Origin of the sequence: Mycolicibacterium iranicum, from assembly GCF_014190915.1 — a bacterium.
Lineage (GTDB): Bacteria > Actinomycetota > Actinomycetes > Mycobacteriales > Mycobacteriaceae > Mycobacterium > Mycobacterium iranicum_B.
The window spans coordinates 173299-198235 of the sequence record NZ_JACHVU010000001.1 but is presented as its reverse complement, the minus strand read 5'-3'; the positions used below and the strand labels follow the sequence as shown (position 1 = coordinate 198235).

The window sequence follows — 24937 nt, the reverse complement described above, 5'->3', positions numbered from 1 at the left end:
TCACACCAGCGTCAACGCGCCGCCTGCGGGTCCACCCGCAGGGCGTACGCTGCTGACCGTGATCGAGATCGCCCTCAGCGAGATGCGCAACTGGTTCGGCTTCGGTGTCGCGGGGAACTTCGCCGGTCACCTCGAACAGGCGGGTGAGGCGGTCGATTTCGTCAACGTCGCCAGCGAGGGCACCGCGCCCAAGGGGATCTTCCCCTGGTACGCGCCGGGCTCGGACACCTTCCTCGGCGAGTTCCCGCTGTCCAACGACTCGATCGTGCTCCCGGACGAGAGCGACGGCCCCCTCAACCTGCAGATCGAACCCGAGGTCGGTCTCGCCTGTCGGGTGGTGTGGGAGGGGGACACGGTCGTCACCTTGCAGCCGTTCGCACTGGGGGCGTTCAACGACTGTTCGATCCGTCGGCCCGGCGCGCCCAAGATCAGCGTGAAGAAGAACTGGGGTCCCTCGTCGAAGGGCGTGTCGAGCCGGTTCTTCGACATCAGCGATCTGACGCCCGACGGTCCGACCTCGACACTGCGCCTGGTGTGTTTTCTCGACAGCGGCGGCCAGGAGCACGAGTACGGCGTCGACAGCCCGCTGATCGGCTACTCCTACTACGGCGAGGTCCTGCTGGACTGGATCGTCGAGCGCCTGGCCAACCAGAAGGGCTCGCCCGACACGCCCCTCGAGGACGTCGGCGCCCTCATGGTGGCCAGCGGGCGCCCGGAGAACGTGCTGATCGGCATCGGCGCCACGCGGTACACGCCGCTCGGCGAGTCCACGTTCCTGAAACGGGGTGACGAGGCGATCGTGCGGGTGTACGACACCGCCACCGAGTCTGCGGCGGAGCTGCGCCAGACGGTGCAGTAGGTCCGTCCCGACTGTCGCTCTTACGGTAGCGGGCTCCGTTACTATGCGGAGCCATGACCGGCGTCGACGACCTGACCGTGACGGGCCAGCGCGCGCTGGTCATGGGGGCCAGTGGCAACGTCGGCGCCTGCGTGACGCGCCACCTCGCCGCCGGCGGGGCCGACGTGCGCGTCCTTCTGCGAAAGAGCAGTTCCGACAAGGGTATCGACACGGTCGACGTCGACAGGCGGTACGGCGACCCGTTCGACCGCGAGACGGCCGCCGCCGCGATGGCCGACCGCGAGGTGGTCTACTACTGCATCGTCGACACCCGGGCCGAGCTGCGCGACCCCGCACCGTTGTTTGCGACGAATGTCGAAGGCCTGCGCGCCGTGCTCGACGTCGCCGCGGACGCCGACCTGCGCAAGTTCGTCTTCTTGAGCACCATCGGCACGATCGCCGTCGGTGTCGACGGGGCGACGGTCGACGAGGACACACCCTTCAACTGGTCCGACCGGGCGGGCGCCTACATCGAATCACGCCGCGCCGCAGAGGATCTGGTGCTGTCGTATGCCGCGGAGCGAGGGTTGCCCGCAGTCGTCGTCAATGTCTCCAACCCGTACGGACCACCCGATTGGCAACCCCGTCAGGGGATGTTCGTCCAGATGGCGGCACTGGGGAAGATGCCGTTCTACATCCGTGGCGTGGGGGCCGAAGTGGTCGGCATCGACGACGCCGCCGAGGCCATGCTGCGCGCCGGGGCGCACGGCCGCGTCGGTCACCGGTACATCGCCTCGGAGCGTTTCATGTCGCACCGCGAGCTCGTCACGACTGCCGCCGATGCCGTCGGCGCCCGCAGGCCCCGGGTCGGCATCCCGATGGCGGTGGTGCGCGGCCTGGCCCGGGCCGCAGACACCGTGGGATCGCTTCTGCGGGTGCAGGTTCCGATCAGCAGCGAAAGTGCTCGCCTGCTCGAGCTCACCTCGCCCGCCAGTCACGCCAAGGCCACGCGCGAGCTGGGATGGCATCCGCGCCCGACGGAGCACTTCATCAGGTTCGCCGCCGAGGAGTACGTGCGTCGGCAGCAGGCGGGCTGACTTCCGGCCAACCGGCGCACGGGATGGGTGCTAGCCGCCATTTGTCGGTGAGCGCGACCCCGGGCCGACATTCCTGGAATTTTCTGCGGGCGTCCCGACATTCCACTGGGTAACGCCGCTGGAGCGGCCCTGACTGAGGAGACCGAATGTCCGATCGCCGTTCCGTCCGACGCACACTCATCCTGGCCGGCGTGGGAGGCGTCGCCGCCGCAGGCCTCCTGGGCCCCGGCGCCGCCAGCGCGCAGGCCCAGTCCTGTCCCGACGTCGAGGTGGTCTTCGCCCGCGGCACCGCCGAACCGGTCGGCCTGGGCCGCGTGGGCCAGGCCTTCGTCGACGACCTCCAGGGCGCCCTGGGTGGCCGCACCGTCAGCTCCTACGCGGTGAACTACCCCGCGTCCTACGACTTCCTGCAGTCCGCGCCGCTGGGTGCTGACGACGCCAGCGCGCACATCCAGGCCACTGCGGCATCCTGCCCGTCGACCAGCATCGTGGTCGGCGGATACTCCCAGGGTGCGGCCGCGGTCGATCTCATCACCGCAGATCCCAACGCCACGTTCGGTTTCGGGCGGCCGATGCCTCCGGCTGTCGCCGACCATGTGGCGGCGGTCGCAGTGTTCGGAAACCCGTCGACCAAGATCGGACGGCCGCTCACCGCGATCAGCCCGCTGTACGGGGCCAAGACCATCGACCTGTGCAACGGCGCCGACCCGGTGTGTTCCGACGGCGACGACCGGCCCGCGCACAGCCAGTACGTGCAGACCGGGATGACGCAGCAGGCGGCGGATTTCGTCGCAGGCCGGATCGCCGGGACCCCGGGCGAGGTCATCAGCAACGCCTCCGCCGCCGTACGCTGACCCGGTCCACCTCGTTCGGCCGGCCCTCGGCTCTGGCCCCTGGAACGTCGTCGAGTTCTGCGTGAGGGCTGCTGTACGGCCTCGCCGGCGACCACTGTGCAGAACTCGGCACCAAAACCCGACGGGCGCAGGGCCGCATCAGCGCTGCTCATCATTCAAGCGAAGCATTAGCATCGCTGAGGTGGTGGATCAGCTCGACACGGGTCAGCTGGCGGCGCTGTCGGCCGTCGTCGAGTTCGGCAGCTTCGATGCCGCCGCCGAACACCTGCACGTGACGCCGTCGGCGATCAGCCAGCGCATCAAGGGCCTCGAACAGCGTGTCGGCCAGGTGCTGGTGCTCCGCGAGAAGCCGTGCGTGGCGACCGCCGCCGGAATACCGCTGCTGCGACTCGCGGCGCAGATGGCATTGCTGGAATCCGAAGCGCTCGCCGAGATGCGGGGCGGCACCGCCGATTCGCGGCGGGTCGCGCTGGCCGTCAACGCCGATTCGATGGCCACCTGGTTCACCGACGTGTTCGCCAGGCTGCCCGGCGTGCTGTTCGACATCCGGATCGAAGACCAGGACCACTCCGCCCGCCTGCTGCGCGAGGGCGTGGTGATGGGCGCGGTCACCACCGAACGCGCCGCCGTCGGCGGCTGCCGTGTCCGGCCGCTCGGGGTGATGCGCTATCTGCCGGTCGCCACCCAGGCGTACGTCGACCGCTTCCTGCCCGAGGGATTCACCGCCGACGCTGCGGCCGAAGCGCCCTCGCTGGCCTGGAACCGCGACGATGCGCTGCAGGACCAGCTGGTGCGCAAAGTCTTCCGGAAGAACATCCGGCGCCCGACGCACTACATCCCGACCGCCGCCGGCTTCGGCGCCGGCGTGCACGCGGGCCTCGGGTGGGGCATGTACCCGGTGCAGCTGGTCGACACGTCCTTCGTCCCGATCACCGACCAGTACCTCGACGTGCCGCTGTACTGGCAGTGCTGGAAGCTCGACAGCACGACCGTCGCCGAGGTCACCGCGGCCGTGGAGTCGGCCGCCTCGGGGCTGCTCCGCGGCCGCTGACCAGGACCAGGGACAATCACTGCCATGGCCTCGGCGGTACGCATCAGGATCCTCGGCGTGGGCATGGGGCCCCAGCACGTCACCCCCGAGGCCGCCGAGGCTCTGCGCTCGGTGGACTACGTGCTGGCCGCCGAGAAGACCGAGGACGACCGCCTGCTCGCGGTGCGCCGGCAGATCGTCGACGCTCACCCGGGCCCTCGGGGCGCCGCCGAACTGGTCGCACTCACCGATCCGCCGCGCGACCGCTCGACGGGACTCACCCAGGACGGATACGCCTCGGCGGTGGCCGACTGGCACGACGCCCGCGCCGCGCAGTATGCCGACGTGCTGCGCGCACGCGGCGGCACCGCGGCCTTCCTGGTGTGGGGTGACCCGTCCCTGTACGACTCCACGATCCGCATCGTCGAGAAGGTGCGGGCGCTCGGCGTGGACGCCGACTACGACGTGATCGCGGGGATCAGTGCGCCCCAGCTGCTGGCCGCACGCCACCGCATCGTGCTCCACGAGGTCGGGCGACCGGTCCTCATCACCACCGGCCGCCGGCTGCAGGAGGCGGTGGCAGCGGGACAGGACAACATCGTCGCCATGCTCAACCCGCCGACCGACCGGCTCGACGTCACCGGCCTGCAGGACTGGACGATCTGGTGGGGCGCCAACCTCGGAGCCGCGGGCGAGAAGCTGGTGTCGGGGCGGCTGGGTTCGGTGCTGCCCGCGATCGCCGAGGCCAGGGCCTCAGCGGAGGCCGACGACGGGTGGGTCATGGACGTCTTCCTGCTCCGGAGGCCACGATGACCGGACTGCTGATCGCCGGCACGACCAGCGACGCGGGCAAGTCCGTGGTCACCACCGGGCTGTGCCGGGCACTGGCACGCCGCGGCGTGAAGGTCGCCCCGTACAAGGCGCAGAACATGTCGAACAACTCCATGGTCTGTTCCGGAGCCGACGGCCAGGGCGTCGAAATCGGTCGCGCGCAATGGATCCAGGCCCTCGCCGCGCGCGCCACCCCGGAGGCGGCGATGAACCCGGTACTGCTCAAGCCCGGCAGCGACCGCCGCAGTCACGTCGTCCTGATGGGACAACCGTGGGGACACGTGTCGTCGTCGGACTGGCTGGAGGGCCGCCGGGCCCTCGCCGCGGCCGCGCACGCCGCCTACGACGACCTGGCGTCCCGCTACGAGGTCGTCGTCGCCGAGGGTGCCGGCAGTCCCGCCGAGATCAACCTGCGCGCAGGCGATTACGTGAACCTCGGCCTGGCGCGCCACGCCGGGTTGCCGACGGTCGTGGTCGGCGACATCGACCGGGGCGGCGTGTTCGCGGCGTTCTTCGGCACGGTCGCATTGCTCTCGGCCGAGGACCAGGCGCTGGTGGCAGGGTTCGTCGTCAACAAGTTCCGCGGCGACCTGGCACTGCTCGACCCCGGCCTGCGCGATCTGGAAAAGGTCACGGGCCGAAGAGTTTACGGCACGCTGCCGTGGCATCCCGACATCTGGCTGGACTCCGAGGACGCACTCGACCTGCAGGGCAGGCGCTCGCCGCGGACCGGGGCCCGGCGCGTCGTCGTGGTTCGGCTGCCCCGGATCAGCAATTTCACCGACGTCGACGCCCTCGGCATCGAACCCGACCTCGACGTGGTCTTCGCCTCCCATCCCGGCGCGCTGGCGGATGCGGATCTGGTCGTCCTGCCCGGCACCCGGTCCACGATCGCCGATCTGGCGTGGCTGCGGTCGCGCGGACTCGACCGTGCCGTGCTGGCGCACGCCGCGCAGGGCCGGCCCGTCCTGGGCATCTGCGGTGGCTTCCAGATGCTGGGCCGGGTGGTGCAGGACAGAGACGGGATCGAAGGTCCGCCCACCGAGGTCGACGGGCTCGGACTGCTGGACGCCGCAACCGATTTCGCCGCCGAGAAGACTTTGCGGCTGCCCCGGGGGTTCTGGCGTGACGCCCCCGCGACGGGGTACGAGATCCACCACGGGCGGATCACGACGGGCGGGGGTGCCGAGGAGTTCCTCGGCGGCACCCGCGCCGGGAACGTCTACGGGACGATGTGGCACGGCGCGCTGGAAGGGGACGCGCTGCGTGCCCTGTTCCTGCAGGAGACGCTCGGCGTGCAGTCGGCTGCCTCCTTCGGCGCGGCCCGCGAGAGCCGCCTGGACCTGCTGGGCGATCTCGTGGAGCGTCACCTCGATGTGGCCGCACTGCTCGATCTGGCCAGAGAGGGTGTCGCACAATCACTTCCGTTCCTGCCCCCGGGGGCGCCATGACACGGGTCATGCTTCTCGGCGGCACGGCCGAAGCGCGGGATCTGGCCGCGCGGCTGACCGCGGACGGCGTCGAAGTCATGTCCTCCCTGGCGGGACGCATCGCCGATCCCCGCCTGCCCGTGGGTGACGTCCGTGTCGGCGGTTTCGGGGGAGTCGACGGCCTGCGGGCCGTGCTGTCGGACTACGACGCGGTTGTCGACGCGACCCACCCGTTTGCGAAGACGATCTCCGCCAACGCCGTTGCGGCCTGCATCGGGGAGGGCAGGCCGCTGCTCCGGTTGGAACGCCCCGGGTGGGCCGACCGGTCGGGAGAGTCCTGGCACTGGGTGGACAGCCACGAGCAGGCCGCCGAGACGGCCGGACGGCTGGGGCGTCGTCCCTTCCTGACGGTGGGCCGGCAGGAGATGGCCCGTTTCGTTCCCGATCTGGGCGAGCACGCTGTGCTGGCCCGCGTCGTGCAGGCCCCCGACGCGCCGATCCCCGCCGCGTGGCGGTTGGTGACCAGCCGGGGCCCGTACCACCTGGCCGGCGAACTCCGTCTGATGCGCGATCACCGAACCGACGTCCTGATCACGAAAGATTCAGGGGGAGAACACACCTGGCCGAAGATGGCCGCCGCCGGGGAACTCGGGGTTCCCGTCGTGATCGTGCGCAGGCCCGCCCGGCCGCACGACGTGCCCACGGTGCACGACGTCGCCGATGCGGTCGCCTGGGTGCGCGCGATTCCCGCGGGGCCGCGATGAGAATCCTCGTGACCGGCGGCGTGCGCTCGGGCAAGTCCCGCCACGCCGAGGGACTGTTCGACGCCGCCGAGCGCGTCACCTACATCGCGCCGGGCCGGCCCGCCGACGGCACCGACCCGGACTGGGACGCCCGGGTCGCCCGTCACCGCTCCCGGCGGCCGGCACACTGGGCGACCGCCGAGACCCACGACGTGGGCGCCGCGGTGCGCGACGCCGGCGGACCGGTCCTCGTGGACTGCCTCGGCACATGGCTCACCGCGATCCTCGATCGCGGCGGCCTGTGGGAGGCCTCCACCGAGGCGGCGGCCCGCGCCCTCGACCTCCGCGCCGAGGCCCTGTGCACCGCGCTGTCCGCGACGCCACGCGCGGTCGTGGTGACCAACGAGGTCGGCCTCGGCGTGGTCCCGTCACACCGGTCCGGGGTGATGTTCCGCGACCTGCTCGGCACGCTCAACCAGCGGGTGGCCGAGGTCTGCGACGACGTGCACCTCGTGATCGCCGGGCGGGTACTGAGGCTCTAAGGCTCTAAGGCTCTAAGGCTCTGAGGAGGTGCGGACGTGCCCGAGGGTGACACCGTCTACGCGCTGGCCCGCCGACTGGACGGCGCGCTGCGCGGCCGGGTCCTCACCCGCGCCGAGCTGCGGGTCCCGCAGCACGCCACCGAGGACCTCGCGGGCCGCACGGTCACCGAGCACATCACCCACGGCAAGCACCTGCTCACCCGGCTGTCGGGCGATCTGACCCTGCACACCCATCTGCGGATGTCGGGGTCGTGGACGATCTCCGAGGCGGGCCGCTGGCTTCCCCGGACGGTGATGCCCGACGTGCGGGTCGTCCTGCGCACCGACGGACCGGCGGCCTACGGTGTGCTGCTGCCCGTGGTCGACCTGGTGCGCACGCGCGACGAGGCCGCCGTCGTGGGACATCTCGGCCCGGATCCGCTGCGCGAGGACTGGGACCCCGAGGAGGCCGCCCGACGGGTTTCCCGCGACCCCGACCGGGCACTGGCGGCCGCCCTGCTCGATCAGCGTTGCGTCGCGGGCTTCGGCAATCTCTGGGCCAACGAACTGTGCTTCCTGCGCGGGCACAGCCCGTGGACACCGGTCGGGTCGGTGGACGTGCCCGCGCTGCTGCGGCTCGGCGCCAGGGCGTTGCGTCATTCGGCGACGGTGCCGGGCGCCATGCAGGTGACCACAGGTACCCGTCGCAAGGGGGAATCCCACTGGGTCGCGGGCCGGGCGGGACGCCCCTGTCTGCGCTGCGGCACGACCGTACGGGTGGTCGCCGAGGTGGCCAACGACCCGGAACGGCGACGCACCTGGTGGTGCCCGACATGTCAGCCGGGCCCCGTTCAGGAGCCGGGTTCGGGGACCTGAGCCTCCCAGCGCGTCCGCCGTTGCGCATCGGTCTGCTCCCACCACGGCGGAGTTCCCCGCTCCCCGAGGGCGATCTTGGTCGCGTTCACACCGGCTCGCGACGTCGCCTCCGCGTCGGTGCCCTTGGTGCGGCGCACCTCGCGACGCCATGCCATCAGGATGCGGGTCAGCTCCGCCCGTCGCGGTTCGGGGATGGCCGGATCGGTGGCGCGCCAACGGCGTCCGTTGATCACGAGGTAGTGCCCGTCGTCGGTCCTGGGCGGCTCAGAAGGCATACCGGATCCGGCAGGTCGGCAGCTTCTGGTCGATGAGGTCGGTGAGCTGCTCGACCCAGCGGCCCTTCCACGGCGACTTGTACCGGACATTCCACTGCCCGTTCTGACTTCGCTTGAGCTGCTGCAGGTCCGGACGCCACAGCACCTCCTCGGCCTTGGGATGCCAGCCGAGGTTGACCTCGTGCAGGCCCTCGTTGTGGGTCAGGAAGATGATCTCGGCGGCCAGTTGGGCCTTGCTGCGGTCGTTGGTGTTGTCGGCGATCTGCTCCAGCAGCTCCGACCAGTCCTCGCGCCAGTTCTCGTGGACGATCACCGGGCTGAAGTTCAGGTGCACCTCGTAGCCCGCCTCGACGAAGTCGTCGATCGCGGCGATGCGGTCGGTGATCTTGGAGGTCCGGATGTCGACGAGCTTGGACGTCTCACCGGGCATGAGGCTGAACCGGATCCGGGTGCCGCCGCGCGGGTCGTAGGTCAGCAGATCGCGATTGACCAGCTTGGTGGCGAAACTCGCCTTCGCGTTGGGGAGGCGGCCGAACAGATCGACGAGGTCGCGCACGTTGTCCGACACCATCGCGTCCACCGAACAGTCGCTGTTCTCGCCGATGTCGTACACCCAGTCGACGGGATCGCATTGGTTGGGTTCGGGTTTGGCGCCCTGCCGGCCGGCGTGGCGCTCGAGGTAGCCGGTTATCTTGTCGATGTTGGTGAAGACGGTGATCGGATTCGCGTAGCCCTTGCGGCGCGGGACATAGCAGTACGCGCAGGCCATCGCGCAGCCGTTCGCCGTGGACGGCGCGATCCAGTCGCTGGACCGCTCGTTGCGGCGTGCGGTCAGGCTCTTCTTCTCGCCGAGGACCAGCACCTGCTGCTTGATGCGGACCCAGTCCTCCACGTTGCCCGCGTTGCCGTAGAGGCCGGGGATCGTCTGGTGTGACGGCACCTCGATGCGTTCGGCTCCGGGGAAGCGGTCAAAGACCTGTTGTGCGCGTGGGGACCGCTCGATGCCGGGCTCGTGGTAGATCCGCGTGATGTCGAGAAGTCGCTCCGCCAGAGGCGTCGACGTCATGCCTGTTCCAACGTGCGGGGCGGCGGCGCGTGTTCCCCGATCAGGGATGTTCCGGGGCCGCCCGGTAACGCTCTCGGTGCAGCACGGTCTCGAGCGACGACCGGGCGCGCCACCCGAAACGCTCCAGGTCGGGTACGTCGGGAAGGTCGGCGACCGCGCCGACGCACAACCACGCGATCGGGCGCACGTGGTCGGGCATGCCGACGAGCTCGCGCAGGAACTGCTCCCGGTAGAACGACACCCAGCCGACGCCGAGCCCCTCGACGGTCGCCGCCAGCCACAGGTTCTGGATGGCGCAGACCACGGAATAGAGACCGGCGTCGGGGATGGCGTGGCGGCCGAGCACCTGAGGGCCGCCGCGCGTCGGGTCATAGCCGACGACGATGCCGAGACCCGATTCGCAGATGCCCTCGATTTTGATGCGCTCGAACGTCTCGGCGCGCTCACCGGTCAGCTGCCCGGCGAAGGCCTCCCGTTCTGCGGCGACGTGGTCGCGGAAGGTGCGCAGGGTCTCGGGGGAGCGGACGAGGACGAAGTCCCACGGCTGCGACATCCCGACCGAGGGCGCGGCATGTGCGGCGAGGAGCACCCGGTGCAGCACCGTCTCGTCGACAGTCGCACCGGTGAACTCGCGGCGCGTGTCCCGGCGCCGATTGATGACGTCGTACAGCGTTGCCGCGCAATCCATCAGATCCGGCCCTCACGCTTGACCGACCGGTCGCGTGCCGGGTCGTACAGGTAGCTCTCGCCGGCGTCGGGGTCGGGCCGGCCCGCGAGCGCCCTGCCCACCAGGATGACCGCCGCCTGTCGGAGCTGCGCGGCGTCGACCGCGTCGGCGATGTCGGCGACGGTCCCGCGCAGCACGAGCTCCTGCGGCTGCGAAGCCCGGTACACGACCACCACGGGGCAGTCGGATCCGTAGTCGCCCTCGATCTGGGCCATCAGTTCCCGGATCCGGGTGATGGCCAGATGCAGCACGAGTGTGGCGCGGGTCGCGGCGAACGCGGCCAGCGACTCCGTCTCGGGCATCGGTGTCGACCGCGCCCGGGTGCGGGTCAGGACCACCGACTGGGCGACCAGCGGCACGGTGAGCTCGCGTCCGACCCTGGCGGCCGCGGCCGCGTAGGCGGGCACGCCCGGAGTCACCTCCCACGGCACCGCGGCGGCGTCGAGCCGGCGGGTCTGCTCCGACACCGCGGAGTACACCGACGGGTCCCCCGAGACCAGCCGCACCACCGCCAGGCCCGCGCGGTGGCCGTCGATCAGCCGCGCGACGATGGCGTCGAGATCGAGATCCCCGGTGTCGACGAGTGAGGCCGTGGGCGAGCAGTTCGCGAGCACCTCGGGGTCGAGGTAGGTCCCCGGATACAGCACCAGGTCGGCGTCGGCGAGCAGCCGGGACGCGCGCACCGTCAACAGATCTGCGGCGCCGGGTCCCGCGCCGACGAACTGCACCGGGTGATTCATCGGGTGGGAGTCTAGGCGCGCACAGCACCCACGCTCGACGTCAGGCGGTGCTCAGCACCGGAGGTCTGGCCGCTTCGGGGTCGGGGTTGGCGATCGGCAGGCCCATGAACCGGCGGGCGTTGTCACCCATGAAGTCATAGGTCCGCCGCACGTCCATCCCCTCGGCGTACTTCCAGAATCCTCTCGGTTCGGCCAGGCCCTCGGGGTGCGGATAGTCCGAACCGAACAGCACCTTGTCCCAGCCGACGGTGTTGACGACGTCGGAGACGCAGCCCTCCCAGAACGGGCTGACCCAGATGTTGCGACGGAACACCTCCAGCGGATGTTCGGGGAAGTTCTGCGGCATCTTCCTGGCCAGCTCGTCGAAGTCGCTGAACAACGGGAAGATCCACGAGCTGCCGTTCTCGACGCTGGCGATGCGCAGTCTGGGGAACCTGGTCAGGGTGCCGTGGCAGATCAGACTTGTGATCATGTCGGCGATCTCGCGGTGGCCGAGCACCATCCAGCGGAACGCACTCATCGCCATGAAGTTCTGGGTGTGCGGCGGCTCCCACTTCCCGACGTACTCGTCGAGCGGCGGATAACTGGCGTGCAGCACGATCGGCAGCCCCGCGGCCTCGACGTCACGCCAGAACGGATCGAACTCCGGAAGCGCCGGCGAGCGCCAGCCCCGCAGACCGTGGACGGGCCCGGGCTTGATCAGGGCCACCTTGGCGCCGTGGGCGAGCAGGAATTCCAGCTCCCGCTGCGCGCCCTCGACCTCGGACAGGTTGATGATCGGCGTGGAGAACACCCGGCCCTCGTAGTCGTAGGTCCAGTGCTCCAGCATCCACTGGTTGAGGGCGTGCACCACCGCCAGCGTCAGCTCCGGATCCTCGGCGGTGGCGTGTTCGATGAGGCTGGCCAGCGTCGGATAGTTCAGCGCCTCGCGCACACCCTGTCGGTCGAGCTCGGCCACCCGGTCGACGGGGTTGCGGGTGGCCGCCGGTGCCGCGATCGCCGGCCCCTGCATCTCGCGCAGCGTGAGCCCCTCGGTGTTCTGGCCGGCGAAGAACTTCTCGTGCGCGCCCGGGGCGGCGACGCGGTCGAACGTGGGGTTCGGGATGAAGTCGGACACCCGGTTGTTGATGACGATGCGGGTGTGCCGGCCGAACTGGGCGAACTGCACGGCCCGGGAGAACCTGTCCGGCAGGAACTTCGTCAGCGATTCCGGCGTCTCGTACATGTGCTGATCGGCGTCGAAGATCGGCGCGTCCCGGAACTGCTCGGCGGGCTGGGTCATGCGGCTACCTTACTGTAATGCCAACGGTAGCGGCTACGGGTCTTACTGGGGCAGGCCCTGGTCCAGCAGGTCGAGCGCGTCGAGGAACGCTTCGCCCGACATCGGGGCGCCGTCGGAGGCCGCCAGGAAGACACCGATGATGGCGCCGGCGATCACCCGTAACTGGTAGTCGTCGGCGGGCCGGTCGAGCCGCTGGGCCATCGCGGTGGTCAGGACCCGGATCGCGCCGACGTGTTCGTTCCACAGCGCGCCTTTGGCCTCGGGCAGGGAGTACAGCAGCTTCTGACGGGCGATGATGTATTCGTAGTCGGGGCCCGCCATGGCGGCGAACACTTGCGCAGCGGCATGCCGGTAGGCGGCCACCGGCGACAGGTCCGCCGGTGCGGCGAGGAACTCGTCGATGATCGGGCTGAACAGATCGTCGGAGAACAGCACCGATTCCTTGGTCGGGAAGTACCGGAAGAAGGTGCGGGGCGAGACGTCCGCGGCCTCGGCGATCTGGTCGATGGTGGTCTGCGCATAGCCGTTGAGCTGGAACAAGCGGAATGCCTCGCGGCGGACCGTCTCGCGGGTGCGCGTCTTCTTGCGCTCCCGCAGGCTGGGTTGGTCGGCGCCGTCCATCGTTCCATTGTGGCAGTGCGACTCACAGCGGTGCCCGGTCGCTGGCGGGTGCGAGGATGGGCGGCGTGACTGGCGCTCCCCGACTGGGACTCATGCTGGGTGACGGAATCGGGCCCGAGATCGTGCCGGTGGCCGTCCGTGTGGTCGACGCGGCGCTGTCCGCGGCCGGCGGTTCGAGACCGGACTGGGTCCTGCTGCCGGTGGGCGCGTCGGCGATCCCCGAGCACGGCAGCCCCCTGCCGAGTCAGACCGTGGAGGCGCTGGAGGGGATGGACGGCTGGCTGCTCGGCCCGCACGACAACGCGGCCTACCCCGAACCGTTCGCGTCGCAACTCAATCCCAGCGGGGCCATCCGGAAGCACTTCGGGTTGTTCGCCAACATCCGTCCGGCCAGGTCCTTCCCCGGGGCGCGAGCGGTCGTTCCCGGAACCGATCTGGTGATCGTGCGGGAGAACACCGAGGGGTTCTACGCCGACCGCAACACGTTCGCGGGCACCGGCGAGTTCATGCCCGACCCCGACACGGCGATCGCGATGGGGATCGTCACCCGCTCCGGCGTCGAGCGCATCGCACGGGTGGCCTTCGACCTCGCCAGAACCCGCAGCCGGCGAGTCACGGTGGTGCACAAGGCGAATGTCCTGCGGCTGACCATGGGGTTGTTCCTCGACACCTGCCGGCGCGTCGCGGCCGAGTATCCCGACGTCGACGTCGACGACTATCACATCGATGCTCTCGCAGCACATCTGGTGCGCCGCGCGGATCACTTCGACGTGATCGTCGCCGAGAACATGTTCGGCGACATCCTCTCCGATCTCACCGGCGAACTGGCCGGCTCCCTGGGTATCGCACCGTCGATCAACGCCTCGCGGGACAAAGCCATGGCGCAGGCGGCGCACGGTTCGGCCCCGGACATCGCCGGACGCGACGTGGCCAACCCGATCGCGATGATCCTGTCGGCGAGCATGCTTCTGCGTTGGCTGGGTGAGCGCGGTGACGATGCGGTGCCGGTCGACGCGGCGCAGCGTATCGACGAGGCCGTCGCCCGGACGGTGGCGGCCGGCGTCACGACGCCCGATCTCGGGGGCACCTGCGGCACCGAGGATTTCGGCACCGCCGTCGTGGATGCTCTCGCAGGCTGACGGCTAGGGGCGGCCGCGCTTGCGGGGCGGCCGGCCCGAGGTGTCCTCGACGAGCCCGGCCGCGACCTCGAGGTCGTGGAGTGCGGGCTCGATCTGATCGGCCAGATCGGCGATGTCGGCGGCGGTCTCGGGCGTGGTGATGAAGCCGAAATCGACCGAGCCGCAATAGCTGAAGCACGTGACGTTGAGGGCGACGTCGAAGAGAAGCGGCCCCATCGGCATCAGGCGTTCGACCCGCGCGCCGCCCAGGTACAGGGGGAAATCGGGTCCGGGAACGTTACTGATGACCAGGTTCATCGGCGCGATGTTGCGGCCGATCCCGCTGGCGGCGTAGGCACGCGAGGCCAGCGCGAGCAACCCGGGTGGCGTCGTCTGCGTGTAGCCCATGATCTGATGCGCGGTAAGGGCTTTCGTCATCTCCTTGGCGCCCTGGGTGTAGGCGTAGATGGCCTTGATCCGCTCCGCGGGATCGGCGACGTCGGTCGCGAGCACCACGGTCATCGCGCTGACCTGGTTCCCGACCGTGTCGTCGGCCTCCGAACGCGTCGACACCGGAACCTGCGAGACGAGCGACTTGGCCGGCAGCTCGCCGTGCTTCTTGAGGTAGTTGCGCAGCGCACCCGACACCAGCGCCAGCACCACGTCGTTGATCTTGACGTCGAACGACTTCTTGACGGCCTTGACGCGGTCGAGCGGAACGCTGGCGCCCGCGACGCGGCGATGCGGTGAGATGGGCGCGTTGAAGCGGACTTTCGGCGCGTCGAAGTATCGCGGAGGCTTGTTGTCGATACCGCGCACGGCGATCTGCTGGCGCACCGTCTGCTGGACCAGCCGCGCGATCCGGTACGGCGTCTTGACCCACACGTTGACCAGACCGTTGACCGCCTGCACCTCACGGCGGGGAGGTTTGACCCCGATCAGCGAGCGGCTCACGTCCGCGGCGGGCGGACGCGGTTCCGGGGTGACATCGAGCAGGATCTCGCTGATGCCGGCGCCGGACACGCCGTCGACGATCGCGTGGTGCATCTTGGTGACGATCGCGACGCGGCCGTTCTCCAGGCCCTCGATGAACCACAGCTCCCACAGGGGCTTCGACCGGTCCAGCTTGTAGGACATCAACCGGCCGACCAGCTCGTCGAACTCGGTGCGACCGCCGGGCGAGGGCACCGCGATGCGGCGGATGTGGAAGTCCACGTCGATGTCGTCGTCCTCGACGAAGTACGGCCGGTCCAGTCCCAGCGGCGCGCCCTCGACCCGCCAGCGGAGCTGCGGGAGTTCGTTGAGCCTGCCGGCGATCAGATCCCGCACCTTCTGAAAGCTGAAATCCGGGGCGTCGGTGGGATCGCAGACGGCCAGCGCGCCGATGTGCATGTGCCATTTCAGGTTTTCAGCGAACCAGAAGGCCGCATCGACACTGGATAGCCGGTTCATTCGCGCAAGCGTACGGTCGCCCCGGTTTCCGCGGTGTGGATTGGGCCGATTGCCGGGTGGCGGCCGGCCCCGCCGCCGTGCGCCGGGACGGGAAGGACACGCCCCGGCCGGCTTTCAGCAAATGTCGCGAGCGTCAGCGGTGCGGCGGGCCGGTGGTGCCGCGCACGATCAGCGTCGGCTCCAGCACGACGTCGGAGGCGCGCGACGGTCCGTCGACGAGCATCTGCACGGCGAGTTCGACCGCGTTGCGCGCGATCTCGTGGGCGTCCTGGTGGATCGTCGTCAGGTCGATGCGGGGGTTCTCCGAGAGCCGGCTGTCGTCGTACCCCATCAGCGACACCTGCCCGGGAACGTCGACACCGGCCCGGGTGAACACGTCAAGGATGCCCAGGGCGCACCGGTCGTTGCCGGCCAGCACCGCGGTGGGCAGGGCGGGCGCCGCCAGCATCGCTCGCGCCGCGGCCGCGCCGGCCTCCTCGTTGTGGGCGCCGGCGATGACCGCGATCTCCTCGGCCAGGCCGTGCGCACGCATGGCCGCCCGATAGGCGCGCAGCCTGTCGGCCGAACCGGGGTCCTTGCCCCCGTCGACGTGGTGGATGCTGCGGTGCCCGAGGCCGACGAGGTAGTCGACCGCCTGCCGGATTCCCTTGGCGTCGTTGGTGCGAACGGTGGCCAGCGGCGACTCCCCGTCCAGGCCGGTCAGTCTCCGGCACGCCACCACGACGGGCACCCGGGAGGCCAATCCGGCGAAGAACTCGTCGTCGGCCTTGGGTCCGAGCAGGATCAGGGCCCCGCAGCGGTGGCTGAGCAGGGACTCGGTGACCGCGGCCTCGCTGCGGTCGGGCAGGTTCGCCGACAGCAGCACCTCGTAACCCAGATGCTCTGCGGCAGGGTAGATGTGGGTGACGAGCTCCGCCTCGAACAACTGACGGATGTCACTCATCACGCCGAGGGTGCGGCTGCGGCCCTGGGCGAGCAGTCGCGCCGCCGAGTCGGGGCGGTACCCGATCTCGTCGGCGATGGCCAGCACCCGCTGCCTCGTCTCGTCGCTGGCGCCCGGTTTGCCGTCGAGGATGAACGACACCAGCGTGCGCGACACCCCCGCGCGCTCGGCGACGTCGGCCATCGTCGGTCTCCGGGGCGCGCCGTTGGTACGCCGCCGTCGGGGTGTGCTCACGGTGTTCCTGCCTTCGGTGGAGTGACGGTTGACACATTCGCCGAGCGCGGTTCATAGTAGACCTTACGCGCGTTACTAACGCGCGTTAGTTCGAGAAACGAGGTACCCGTGTCCACACACGCCTCGCCCGACAGATCCTCGGGCCGCTTCCTGACGAAACTCACCGTCATCGCCACCCTCGGTGGCCTGCTGTTCGGCTACGACACCGGTGTCATCTCCGGCGCGCTGCTGTACATGAAGGACGACCTGGCGCTGTCCTCCTTCGGCGAGGCCACGGTCGTGAGCTCCCTGCTGTTCCCCGGTGCGGCCTTCGGCGCGCTGTTCGGCGGCCGCGTCGCCGACCGGCTCGGGCGTAAGCGCACCCTGCTCATCTGCGCGGGCCTGTTCCTCGTCGGGGCGATCGGCTGCGCCCTGGCCCCCAACGTCCAGATCATGGTCGCCGCCCGCATCGTGCTGGGGCTCGGCGTCGGCGCCGCCGCCGTGACGTGCCCCCTCTACCTGGCCGAGATGGCGCCGGCGGACCGGCGTGGGCGCATGGTGACCATCAACGAACTGATGATCGTCACCGGTCAGATGCTGGCCTTCGCGACCAACGCGCTGCTCGACCACCTGATCCACGACCCGCACGTGTGGCGCACGATGCTGGCCGTCGCGGCGGTGCCCGCAGTGGCCCTGCTGATCGGGATGATGGTGCTGCCCGACTCCCCGCGCTGGTACGCCCTCAAGGGCCGGCTCCCCGAAGCCCGCACCGTGCTGTCGCTGAGCCGGACCCCGAGCGAGGCCGACGCCGAGTACGCGATCGTCGTGGACCACACCAACCACATGCTCAAGACGAGGACCACGCCGTTCACCGTGATCCGCGACGTGCCGTGGATCCGCCGGATCGTGCTGATCGGTTGCGGGCTCGCGATCGTGCAGCAGGCCACCGGAATCAACACCGTCAACTACTACGCGCCGACGATCCTGGAGCAGAGTGGCCTCGGCGTGAGCGCCGCACTGATCGCCACGATCGCCGTCGGCGTCACCTCGGTGATCACCACCATCATCGGCATCGTCCTGCTCGGCTTCGTCGGCCGCCGGACCATGCTGCTGATCGGTTTCGCCGGTGTCGCGGCATCTCAGGCCGCGCTCGCCGCGACCTTCCTGATGTCGGAGAGCACCACGCGCAGCTACGTGATCCTCGGCTGCATGGTGCTCTTCGTGGGGTTCGTGCAGATGTTCATCGGAACCTGCGTCTGGCTGCTGCTCTCGGAGATCTTCCCGCTGTCGGTGCGCGGATTCGCCATGGGCATCGCGGTTTTCGTGCTGTGGTGTACCAACGCGGTCATCTCGTTCCTGTTCCCGCTGCTCAACGACGCGCTGGGTTCCACGGGCACCTTCGCCCTGTTCGTCGTCGTCAACATCGCGTCCTTCGTCTTCGTGCACCGGACGGTGCCTGAGACCAAGGGCACCACCCTGGAAGAACTCGAAGAACGTCTCGAAGCCGAGGGCCTCGCGGCGTCTGTCACCGAAAGGACCCCTGCATGACCACCATTCGCGTTGGCTCCGCCCCCGACTCGTGGGGTGTGTGGTTTCCCGACGATCCGCAGCAGACGCCCTACACGCGGTTCCTCGACGAGGTCGCCGCGTCCGGCTACGAGTGGATCGAGCTGGGTCCCTACGGATACCTGCCGACCGATCCCGCGCAGCTGTCCGACGAACTCGCCGCCCGCGGTCTGAAGCTCTCGGCCGGAACGGTGTTCGAGCACCTGCACCAGTCCACCTCTCGCGGGGACGACGCCTGGAACTCGGTGTGGAAGCAGATCGAGGACGTCGCCAAGCTGACCGCCGCGGTCGGTGGCAAGCACGTGGTCGTGATCCCGGAGATGTGGCGCGACCCCGCGACCGGCGAGGTGCTCGAGAACCGCGATCTCACCCCCGACCAGTGGGCGGCCAAGACCGGCGGCATGAACGAGCTCGGCAAGGCGATGTTCGAAACCTACGGCGTGCGTGCGCAATACCATCCCCATGCCGACTCGCACGTCGACACCGAGGAGAACGTGTACCGCTTCCTCGACGGCACCGACGGCGCCCACGTCAACCTCTGCCTGGACACCGGGCACATCTCCTACTGCGGGGGCGACAACATCGCGATCATCCGCCGCGCGCCGGAGCGCATCGGCTACCTGCACCTCAAGCAGGTCGATCCCGAGGTGCGCGCCAAGGTCGAGGCCGAGGACCTGCCCTTCGGGGAGGCCGTCAAGCTCGGCGCGATGATCGAGCCTCCCCACGGAATCCCGGACATGCCGCCCCTTCTGGCCGAGGTCGAGAAGCTCGGCATCGACGTGTTCGCGATCGTCGAGCAGGACATGTATCCCTGCGAGGTCGACGCCCCGCTGCCCATCGCCCAGCGCACCCGCAACTACCTCGGGTCCTGTGGCGTCCCGTCCGTGACCTTCCGCTAGGAGATCCTGACAATGCCTGACCACAACCTGTCTGACCAAGACCTGCGTGTCGCCGTCCTCGGTGTCGGCCTCATGGGTGCTGATCACGTGGCCCGCATCGGATCCCGCATCTCCGGTGCGCGGGTGGCCGTCGTCAACGACTACGTGACGGAGAAGGCCGAGCAGCTGGCCGCCACGATCCCCGGCTGCCGGGCCATCGCCGATCCGCTCGAAGCGATCGCCGACCCCGCCGTCGACGCGGTCGTCCTCGCCACGCCCGGGCCCACCCACGAGAAGCAGCTGCTCGCCTGCCTGGAGCACCGCAAGCCCGTCCTGTGCGAGAAGCCGCTGACCACCGACATCGACACCTCCCTGGAGGTCGTCCGCCGCGAGGCCGAACTGGGGACCCGGCTCATCCAGGTCGGGTTCATGCGCCGCTTCGACGACGAGTACGCCCACCTGAAGGCACTCATCGACGGTGGCGAGCTCGGCGCCCCGCTGCTGCTGCACTGTGTGCACCGCAACCCCGCCGTTCCCGACCACTTCGATTCGGTGATGACGGTGCGCGATTCCCTGGTCCACGAGGTCGACGTCACGCGGTTCCTGCTCGACGACGAGATCACCTCGGTCCAGATCGTGAAGCCGCAACCGAATTCGCTGGCGCGGGAGGGTCTCTTCGACCCCCAGATCGCGATCCTGGAGACAGCCGGCGGCAGGCACGTCGACGTCGAGCTGTTCGTGACCACCGGCGTCGCCTACGAGGTGCGCACCGAGCTGGTCGCCGAGAAGGGCAGCGCGATGATCGGACTCGACGTCGGCCTGGTGCGCAAGGGCGCGCCGGGGGTGTGGGGCGGAACCATCACCCCGAGCTTCAAGGAGCGGTTCGGCCGCGCCTACGACACCGAGATCCAGCGGTGGGTGGACGCCGTCCGCCGGGGTGCTGAGACCGGGAACTACGTCGACGGCCCCACCGCATGGGACGGGTATGCCGCCACCGCCGTCTGCGAGGCGGGCGTGCAGGCCCTGCAGTCCGGACAACCCGTCGCGGTCACGATGGTCGACCGCGCCTCGATCCCAGGAGCCTGACATGAAGATCGCCCTCGATCCGACCCCGTTCCACCACGACCACTCACTGCTCGAATTCCCGGCTCTGGTGGCCGAACTGGGTTACGAGCACCTGCAGCTGACGCCGCACCGGGACTTCATCCCGTTCTACAACCATCCCCGCGCCGACGACGACCTGGTCGCGAAGTTCCGCAAGGCATGCGCCGACGCCGGCGTCGGGATCGCCTCGGTCCTGCCGGTTTTGCGCTGGTCGGGTCCGGACGAGGACGCGCGGGAGGCCGCGGTGCGCAACTGGAAGCGCGTCGTGCAGATCACCGTCGACCTCGGCGTGAACGTCATCAACACCGAGTTCTCGGGCCGGCCGGAGAAGGCCGAGGAGTCCGAGCGTGCGTTCTTCCGGTCCATGGAAGAGCTCGTGCCGATCTTCGAACGCGAAGGCATCGACGTGCGCATCGACCCCCACCCCGACGACTTCGTCGAGGACGGGCTGGAGGCGCTGCGCATCATCCGCGGGGTGAACTCGCCGAACATCGGCATGGTCTACGTCGCGTGCCACAGTTTCCACATGGGCGGCAACATGTCCGAGATCATGGAAGCCGCAGGCGACAAGCTGCGCCTGGTCCACGTCGCCGACTCCATGGACCACCACCGCTCGCACGGACTGCGCTACATCACCAATCCGCCGGGCAACCCGGTACGGGTGCACCAGCACCTCAAGGTCGGCGACGGTGACGTCGACTGGGACGAATTCTTCTCCGGCCTGGGCAAGCTCGGATTCTACGACCGCGAGGACACCGTGATGGTCTCCAGCGTGTTCGCCGAAGACGAAGCAGCGCACGATGTCTCGCGCTACCAGCTCAAGACCATGACGGAGTACGTCAACAAGTACCGCTGACAAGTACCGGTGACGCACCCGCGGCAAGGAGAATGATGAAGCTCGGGCTCTACAACGCCGTCCTGCACGACCGTCCCCTGTCCGAGGCGCTCTCGGTCGTCGCCGACCTCGGTCTGACCGGGATCGAGCTCAACACGGGTGGCTTCCTGCCCGCGGTCCACGTGCCGAACATCGACGACATCCTGGTCAGCGACGCCGCCCGCGACGACTTCATCGGGGTCTTCGAGGGCACCGGTGTGTCGATCGCGGGGCTGAACTGCAACGGCAACCCGCTGCATCCCGACCCGGCGATCGGTCCCCGCCACGCCGCCGACGTGCACCGGTCGATCCGGTTGGCGCAGCGGCTCGGTCAGCACCGCGTCGTCACCATGTCGGGCCTGCCGGCCGGTGAGCCCGGCGGGGCACGGCCCAACTGGGTTGTCAACGCCTGGAATTCCGCCGCGTTGGACGTCCTGGATCACCAGTGGGGCATCGCGGCGGACTTCTGGAGGGAGACCGACCGGATGGCCCGCGACTGCGATGTCAAGGTCGCCCTGGAGCTGCATCCCCAGAATCTCGTGTTCAACAGCGCCACGGTGCACGAGCTCGTCGACCGCACCGGGGCGACGAACATCGGTGTGGAACTCGATGCGTCCCATCTGTTCTGGCAGCAGATGGACCCGGTCGCGGTGGTCCGTCACCTCGGCGGCCTCGTGGTGCACGCCGCCGCGAAGGACGTCCGCATCAACCCGGAACACGCAGCGCTCAACGGTGTGCTGGACAACAGCTTTCGGCGTCTTGGCCCCGGGGAGCCGAGGACCAACCTGGGCGGGGACGAGTGGGCCAACGAGTGGCCGAAGAACTCGGCGTGGGACTTCGTCGCGCTCGGCAAGGGCCACGATGTCGCGTACTGGACCGAGTTCCTGCGTGCCCTGCACGAGGTCGACCCGGACATGATGGTCAACATCGAGCACGAGGACGTCGAGCTGGGGCAGATCGAGGGGATCGCCGTGGCTGCCGAGGTCCTTCGGGCTGCCGACACCGCGCTGCAGGCTTCGCTGGTGTGATCAGCGGGACGCGCCCACGAGCGCGTCGATGAACGCCCCGACGAGCAGGTCGGCGTCGGTGCGGCAGAGCGCACTCATCGCGATCGAGAGCGGCGAGCGGACGCGGACCGTGGTGATGCCGTCCTGTGCGGCCGCCGAGCTCGCGGGGACGAGCGCCACCCCGAGGCCCGCGGCCACCATCGCGAGCTGACTGCTGATCGATTGCGCGAGATGCGCAGCCCGCGGGGTGAATCCGGCACCGCGGCAGCAGGCGGCGACCTGGTCGTGGTAGTCCGGTGTCCCCGAGCGGGGGATCCACACCCACGGCAGGTCGGCTGCCCGTCCGAGGTCTGATCGCAGCCCCGTCGGCAGCGTCCAGCCCTGCGGCGCCGCCAGGACGAACGGTTCCTCGGTCAGGGTGACGTGACGCAGCCACGGCCGCGCCGGCCCGTGCCGGACGATCGCGATGTCGATCTCCCGACGCTGCAGCAGTTCGGATCCGAAGTGGGTGTCCACCTCACGCACCGTGACGTCGACACCGGGGTGGGTACGGGCGTGCGCGGCGAGCGCCCGCGGCAGCACACGGGTGAAAGCCGTTGTCACCGCGCCGATTCGCAGTTCACCCACCTGACCTTCGGCAGCCAGCCGGGCCGCGGATTCGGCGTCCTCGGCCGCGGCCACGACGCGGCGGCACCGGTCGAGGAACACCGTTCCCGCCGACGTGAGCACCACGTGCCGGGTGGTCCGGTTCAGCAGCAGCACGCCGAGTCGCTTCTCGATCGCCTTCACCGCCGACGACAGCGGTGGCTGGGACATCTGCAGACGGTCCGCGGCCCGGCCGAAGTTCAGTTCCTCGGCGACGGCGATGAAGTAGCGGGCCTCCCGCACCTCGAGCATTGATAGCTGCTCCCTATCACTGAAAGACGGAATCGGACCTTCACAGGATAAATGGCGTCCGGTGCAATGGTCGGGTGCTTCTCTCCGCCAGTGCGCCCGCCCGGACCGCCGAACGGCGTCTGGTGCTGACGTTGTGGTGCGCGGGTCTGGCCGCGTTCGCCGCGATGTACGCCCCGCAGGGCCTCCTCCCGTCGATCGGCCACGACCTGGGCGTCAGCGCATCCCAAGCGGCCCTGCTGATCTCGGCCTCCACCTTCGGGCTGGCGCTGTCGGTGCTGCCGTGGGCCTGGCTGGCCGGCCGCATCGGTCTGCCGACGGCGATGCGGGCCGCGGCCGTTGCGGCTGCGGTGTGTGCCGTCGCCGTGCCCCTGCTGCCGACGTTCGACGCGCTGCTGGCGGGCAGGGTGGTCCACGGTGTGGCGCTGGGCGGCATCCCCGCCCTGGCGATGACCCTCTCGCACGACATCGCCGCGCCGGCCCGCGCCGCGACGATGGCGGGCAGCTACGTGGCCGCGACCTCGGTCGGGGGATTGGGCGGGCGCCTGCTCGCGGTACCGGCAGCCGAGCAGTTCGGTTGGCGCATCGGCCTTCTCCTGCTCGGCGGTGTGGTGGCGGCGTTGATGGTGGCGATGATCGCCCTCGTCCCGTCCTGCGCGGCCACGACGCCGCGCAGGGCCGCCGGAATGATCGGGGCACATCTGCGCAACCGCGCCCTGTGGCCCGTGCTGGTCGTCGGACTGCTCCTGTCGGGGGCGGTCATGACAGTCTTCAACTATCTGCCGTTCCGTCTGTCCGCGGCCCCCTACGGGCTGGCGCCGGCGATGATCTCGATGATCTTCCTGACCTACCTGGGTGGAACGGCAGGCTCACGCAGTACCGGGTGGCTGGGCGCCCGCTTCGGACCGGCCGTCGTGCTGGCGACGGCGGGGGCATTGGTGGCTGTCGGCGCGCTGGTCACGTCGGCGGGACCGCTGGTGGTCGTCGTCATCGGCGTCGCGGTGCTGACCGCGGGGTTCTTCGTGGGGCACGCGGTCGCGTCGAGCATGGTCGCCGCCCGCGCGGTCGAGGGCCGCGCTCAGGCGAGCGCCCTCTACACGATCGGCTACTACACCGGATCGAGTCTGTTCGGTTGGCTCGGGGGCCTGGTGTGGTCCCACGGCCACTGGGCTGCGGTCGCCACTCTCGTCGCCGTGCTCGGTGTCTCGGCCGTCGCGTTCACCGCCGCGGCCCGCTGACGCCGGGCGGGCCGCCGGGGCGGGTGCTTAAGATCGCACCTGTTGAGATCCGCCGAAAACACAATGCCACCGAGCGGCGTCGCCAGTTGTGCGACGCCGCCATCGCGCTGTTGGCCCAGGACGGGCCGCGCGGCCTGAGCCACCTCAAGGTGGACCGGCGCGCCGGAGTCCCCGACGGCACGACGTCCTTCTACTACCGGACCAGAGCGGCGCTGCTGCGCGGAGTGGCCGACCAGTTGATCCGCTACGACGCCGAGGCCTTCACCGAAGCGTTCAAGGACGCGCCCACCAGCAGCGGCGAGGTCATCGCCGACGTGCTGGCCCGCCAGATCCTCTCCATCCGGGAGGAGCCGCAGTTCTCGCGCACGCGCGCCCGCCTGGAGCTGACGATGCTGGCCACCGGCGATCCCGACCTGGCCGCGGGCTTCGAGGAGATGGACGTGAGTTTCCGCGCCCTGGTCGGACAGTTCGTGCTCGCCCTGCAGTCCGGGGACGTCGACCCCGCGATCCTCGACGAGCAGGCCACCGTGCTCCTGGCGTACCTCGGCGGCCTGATCTTCGCGTTCGCCAACGGTTCGCCACAGGTGATGACCAGGCAGGACATCGCCCGCCAGATGCGCGCGGTGATCGTCGGTGTGGCCGCCGAGCGCCTCGGCACCCACTAGAGAGCCCGCACAGGAGCCCAACGGGCCAGTAAGGTCGCCCTAACTAAGGGTGAG

At 69.7% G+C, this 24937-nt stretch carries 26 protein-coding genes; 17 read left to right on the top strand and 9 right to left on the bottom strand.

Features of this window, described 5'->3' with window-relative positions; all coding sequences use genetic code 11:
• Window positions 1-58: 58 nt before the first annotated feature.
• The 9 genes from FHR72_RS00885 to FHR72_RS00845 all read left to right on the top strand — a co-directional run bounded on the left by FHR72_RS00885 (window position 59) and on the right by FHR72_RS00845 (window position 8220).
• Window positions 59-859 (top strand): DUF5718 family protein, encoded by an 801-nt coding sequence (locus tag FHR72_RS00885; protein WP_183466023.1) that lies wholly within the window; start codon window positions 59-61, stop codon window positions 857-859.
• Window positions 860-912: 53 nt separating this feature from the next.
• Window positions 913-1935, top strand: coding sequence for an NAD-dependent epimerase/dehydratase family protein (locus FHR72_RS00880; protein WP_183466022.1), 1023 nt, complete (start codon window positions 913-915; stop codon window positions 1933-1935).
• A gap of 146 nt (window positions 1936-2081) precedes the next feature.
• Window positions 2082-2789, top strand: coding sequence for a cutinase family protein (locus FHR72_RS00875; protein WP_183466021.1), 708 nt, complete (start codon window positions 2082-2084; stop codon window positions 2787-2789).
• A 181-nt stretch (window positions 2790-2970) separates the two neighbouring features.
• Complete coding sequence (locus FHR72_RS00870; protein ID WP_183466020.1) at window positions 2971-3840, top strand: LysR family transcriptional regulator ArgP; 870 nt, start codon at window positions 2971-2973, stop codon at window positions 3838-3840.
• Between the two features lie 24 nt (window positions 3841-3864).
• Entirely contained in the window at window positions 3865-4632 is a 768-nt protein-coding gene (gene cobF, locus FHR72_RS00865) for a precorrin-6A synthase (deacetylating) (RefSeq protein WP_183466019.1), read from the top strand.
• Window positions 4629-6101 (top strand): cobyric acid synthase, encoded by a 1473-nt coding sequence (locus tag FHR72_RS00860; RefSeq protein WP_183466018.1) that lies wholly within the window; start codon window positions 4629-4631, stop codon window positions 6099-6101. The genes cobF and FHR72_RS00860 overlap by 4 nt, the downstream gene beginning before the upstream one ends.
• Entirely contained in the window at window positions 6098-6844 is a 747-nt protein-coding gene (locus FHR72_RS00855) for a cobalt-precorrin-6A reductase (protein WP_183466017.1), read from the top strand. Before FHR72_RS00860 ends, FHR72_RS00855 begins: the two co-directional genes overlap by 4 nt.
• Window positions 6841-7365: a bifunctional adenosylcobinamide kinase/adenosylcobinamide-phosphate guanylyltransferase gene (locus FHR72_RS00850; protein WP_183466016.1), complete on the top strand. Its 525-nt coding sequence runs from the start codon at window positions 6841-6843 to the stop codon at window positions 7363-7365. Before FHR72_RS00855 ends, FHR72_RS00850 begins: the two co-directional genes overlap by 4 nt.
• A 36-nt stretch (window positions 7366-7401) precedes the next feature.
• Window positions 7402-8220 (top strand): DNA-formamidopyrimidine glycosylase family protein, encoded by an 819-nt coding sequence (locus FHR72_RS00845; RefSeq protein WP_183466015.1) that lies wholly within the window; start codon window positions 7402-7404, stop codon window positions 8218-8220.
• Here the strand turns inward: FHR72_RS00845 and FHR72_RS00840 are convergent.
• The 6 genes from FHR72_RS00840 to FHR72_RS00815 are packed head-to-tail and all read right to left on the bottom strand — an operon-like array spanning window position 8196 to window position 12931.
• Window positions 8196-8495, bottom strand: a complete 300-nt coding sequence (locus tag FHR72_RS00840) for a hypothetical protein (protein WP_183466014.1) — start codon at window positions 8493-8495, stop codon at window positions 8196-8198. The two genes, FHR72_RS00845 and FHR72_RS00840, sit on opposite strands and share 25 nt — an antisense overlap.
• Window positions 8485-9561 carry a spore photoproduct lyase family protein gene (locus FHR72_RS00835; RefSeq protein ID WP_183466013.1) on the bottom strand — a complete coding sequence of 359 codons (1077 nt, stop codon included), beginning with the start codon at window positions 9559-9561 and terminating at the stop codon, window positions 8485-8487. The genes FHR72_RS00840 and FHR72_RS00835 overlap by 11 nt, the downstream gene beginning before the upstream one ends.
• 40 nt (window positions 9562-9601) lie before the next feature.
• A complete protein-coding gene (gene bluB, locus FHR72_RS00830; protein ID WP_183466012.1) occupies window positions 9602-10249 on the bottom strand; it encodes a 5,6-dimethylbenzimidazole synthase in 648 nt (215 codons plus the stop codon).
• A complete protein-coding gene (locus tag FHR72_RS00825; protein ID WP_183466011.1) occupies window positions 10249-11028 on the bottom strand; it encodes a cobalt-precorrin-4/precorrin-4 C(11)-methyltransferase in 780 nt (259 codons plus the stop codon). Before FHR72_RS00825 ends, bluB begins: the two co-directional genes overlap by 1 nt.
• A 40-nt stretch (window positions 11029-11068) precedes the next feature.
• A complete protein-coding gene (locus FHR72_RS00820) occupies window positions 11069-12310 on the bottom strand; it encodes an amidohydrolase family protein (protein ID WP_183466010.1) in 1242 nt (413 codons plus the stop codon).
• Window positions 12311-12352: 42 nt separating this feature from the next.
• Window positions 12353-12931 (bottom strand): TetR family transcriptional regulator, encoded by a 579-nt coding sequence (locus FHR72_RS00815; RefSeq protein ID WP_183466009.1) that lies wholly within the window; start codon window positions 12929-12931, stop codon window positions 12353-12355.
• Between the two features lie 56 nt (window positions 12932-12987).
• On the opposite strand from FHR72_RS00815, the gene FHR72_RS00810 reads away from it, so the two are divergent.
• Window positions 12988-14070, top strand: coding sequence for an isocitrate/isopropylmalate dehydrogenase family protein (locus tag FHR72_RS00810; protein WP_183466008.1), 1083 nt, complete (start codon window positions 12988-12990; stop codon window positions 14068-14070).
• A 3-nt stretch (window positions 14071-14073) separates the two neighbouring features.
• Here the strand turns inward: FHR72_RS00810 and FHR72_RS00805 are convergent, their stop codons facing one another.
• Both FHR72_RS00805 and FHR72_RS00800 read right to left on the bottom strand, forming a co-directional pair.
• Window positions 14074-15501, bottom strand: coding sequence for a WS/DGAT/MGAT family O-acyltransferase (locus FHR72_RS00805; RefSeq protein ID WP_183466007.1), 1428 nt, complete (start codon window positions 15499-15501; stop codon window positions 14074-14076).
• Between the two features lie 133 nt (window positions 15502-15634).
• Window positions 15635-16678 carry a LacI family DNA-binding transcriptional regulator gene (locus FHR72_RS00800; RefSeq protein WP_396888375.1) on the bottom strand — a complete coding sequence of 348 codons (1044 nt, stop codon included), beginning with the start codon at window positions 16676-16678 and terminating at the stop codon, window positions 15635-15637.
• A gap of 108 nt (window positions 16679-16786) precedes the next feature.
• Here FHR72_RS00800 and FHR72_RS00795 point away from each other — a divergent pair, with 108 nt between their 5' ends.
• The 5 genes from FHR72_RS00795 to FHR72_RS00775 are packed head-to-tail and all read left to right on the top strand — an operon-like array spanning window position 16787 to window position 22107.
• Window positions 16787-18205, top strand: a complete 1419-nt coding sequence (locus tag FHR72_RS00795) for a sugar porter family MFS transporter (RefSeq protein ID WP_183466006.1) — start codon at window positions 16787-16789, stop codon at window positions 18203-18205.
• A complete protein-coding gene (locus tag FHR72_RS00790; RefSeq protein ID WP_183466005.1) occupies window positions 18202-19122 on the top strand; it encodes a sugar phosphate isomerase/epimerase family protein in 921 nt (306 codons plus the stop codon). The genes FHR72_RS00795 and FHR72_RS00790 overlap by 4 nt, the downstream gene beginning before the upstream one ends.
• A gap of 12 nt (window positions 19123-19134) precedes the next feature.
• The gene (locus FHR72_RS00785) at window positions 19135-20187 is read left to right on the top strand and encodes a Gfo/Idh/MocA family protein (RefSeq protein ID WP_183466004.1); all 1053 of its coding nucleotides are present in this window, start codon (window positions 19135-19137) and stop codon (window positions 20185-20187) included.
• A gap of 1 nt (window position 20188) precedes the next feature.
• Window positions 20189-21061 carry a sugar phosphate isomerase/epimerase family protein gene (locus FHR72_RS00780; protein WP_183466003.1) on the top strand — a complete coding sequence of 291 codons (873 nt, stop codon included), beginning with the start codon at window positions 20189-20191 and terminating at the stop codon, window positions 21059-21061.
• A 35-nt stretch (window positions 21062-21096) separates the two neighbouring features.
• A complete protein-coding gene (locus FHR72_RS00775; protein WP_183466002.1) occupies window positions 21097-22107 on the top strand; it encodes a sugar phosphate isomerase/epimerase family protein in 1011 nt (336 codons plus the stop codon).
• On the opposite strand, the gene FHR72_RS00770 is transcribed toward FHR72_RS00775, so the two are convergent.
• On the bottom strand, window positions 22108-22983 hold the full coding sequence (locus FHR72_RS00770) for a LysR substrate-binding domain-containing protein (RefSeq protein WP_183466001.1): 876 nt from the start codon (window positions 22981-22983) through the stop codon (window positions 22108-22110).
• A 74-nt stretch (window positions 22984-23057) separates the two neighbouring features.
• Between FHR72_RS00770 and FHR72_RS00765 the strand changes: the two genes are divergently transcribed.
• Window positions 23058-24218, top strand: coding sequence for an MFS transporter (locus FHR72_RS00765; RefSeq protein ID WP_311736009.1), 1161 nt, complete (start codon window positions 23058-23060; stop codon window positions 24216-24218).
• An 86-nt stretch (window positions 24219-24304) separates the two neighbouring features.
• Window positions 24305-24883: a TetR/AcrR family transcriptional regulator gene (locus FHR72_RS00760; RefSeq protein WP_260155710.1), complete on the top strand. Its 579-nt coding sequence runs from the start codon at window positions 24305-24307 to the stop codon at window positions 24881-24883.
• Window positions 24884-24937 lie beyond the last annotated feature (54 nt).

Excerpts from the sequence above, each read along its gene's own strand:
- FHR72_RS00860 (WP_183466018.1), top strand. The coding sequence starts at position 4,629 with ATGACCGGACTGCTGATCGCCGGCACGACCAGCGACGCGGGCAAGTCC.
- FHR72_RS00880 (WP_183466022.1), top strand. The coding sequence starts at position 913 with ATGACCGGCGTCGACGACCTGACCGTGACGGGCCAGCGCGCGCTGGTC.
- FHR72_RS00790 (WP_183466005.1), top strand. The coding sequence starts at position 18,202 with ATGACCACCATTCGCGTTGGCTCCGCCCCCGACTCGTGGGGTGTGTGG.
- FHR72_RS00770 (WP_183466001.1), bottom strand. The coding sequence starts at position 22,983 with ATGCTCGAGGTGCGGGAGGCCCGCTACTTCATCGCCGTCGCCGAGGAA.
- FHR72_RS00850 (WP_183466016.1), top strand. The coding sequence starts at position 6,841 with ATGAGAATCCTCGTGACCGGCGGCGTGCGCTCGGGCAAGTCCCGCCAC.
- FHR72_RS00815 (WP_183466009.1), bottom strand. The coding sequence starts at position 12,931 with ATGGACGGCGCCGACCAACCCAGCCTGCGGGAGCGCAAGAAGACGCGC.
- FHR72_RS00805 (WP_183466007.1), bottom strand. The coding sequence starts at position 15,501 with ATGAACCGGCTATCCAGTGTCGATGCGGCCTTCTGGTTCGCTGAAAAC.
- bluB (WP_183466012.1), bottom strand. The coding sequence starts at position 10,249 with ATGGATTGCGCGGCAACGCTGTACGACGTCATCAATCGGCGCCGGGAC.
- FHR72_RS00855 (WP_183466017.1), top strand. The coding sequence starts at position 6,098 with ATGACACGGGTCATGCTTCTCGGCGGCACGGCCGAAGCGCGGGATCTG.
- FHR72_RS00785 (WP_183466004.1), top strand. The coding sequence starts at position 19,135 with ATGCCTGACCACAACCTGTCTGACCAAGACCTGCGTGTCGCCGTCCTC.
- FHR72_RS00875 (WP_183466021.1), top strand. The coding sequence starts at position 2,082 with ATGTCCGATCGCCGTTCCGTCCGACGCACACTCATCCTGGCCGGCGTG.
- FHR72_RS00840 (WP_183466014.1), bottom strand. The coding sequence starts at position 8,495 with ATGCCTTCTGAGCCGCCCAGGACCGACGACGGGCACTACCTCGTGATC.
- FHR72_RS00835 (WP_183466013.1), bottom strand. The coding sequence starts at position 9,561 with ATGACGTCGACGCCTCTGGCGGAGCGACTTCTCGACATCACGCGGATC.
- FHR72_RS00775 (WP_183466002.1), top strand. The coding sequence starts at position 21,097 with ATGAAGCTCGGGCTCTACAACGCCGTCCTGCACGACCGTCCCCTGTCC.
- cobF (WP_183466019.1), top strand. The coding sequence starts at position 3,865 with ATGGCCTCGGCGGTACGCATCAGGATCCTCGGCGTGGGCATGGGGCCC.
- FHR72_RS00810 (WP_183466008.1), top strand. The coding sequence starts at position 12,988 with ATGGGCGGCGTGACTGGCGCTCCCCGACTGGGACTCATGCTGGGTGAC.
- FHR72_RS00825 (WP_183466011.1), bottom strand. The coding sequence starts at position 11,028 with ATGAATCACCCGGTGCAGTTCGTCGGCGCGGGACCCGGCGCCGCAGAT.
- FHR72_RS00780 (WP_183466003.1), top strand. The coding sequence starts at position 20,189 with ATGAAGATCGCCCTCGATCCGACCCCGTTCCACCACGACCACTCACTG.
- FHR72_RS00820 (WP_183466010.1), bottom strand. The coding sequence starts at position 12,310 with ATGACCCAGCCCGCCGAGCAGTTCCGGGACGCGCCGATCTTCGACGCC.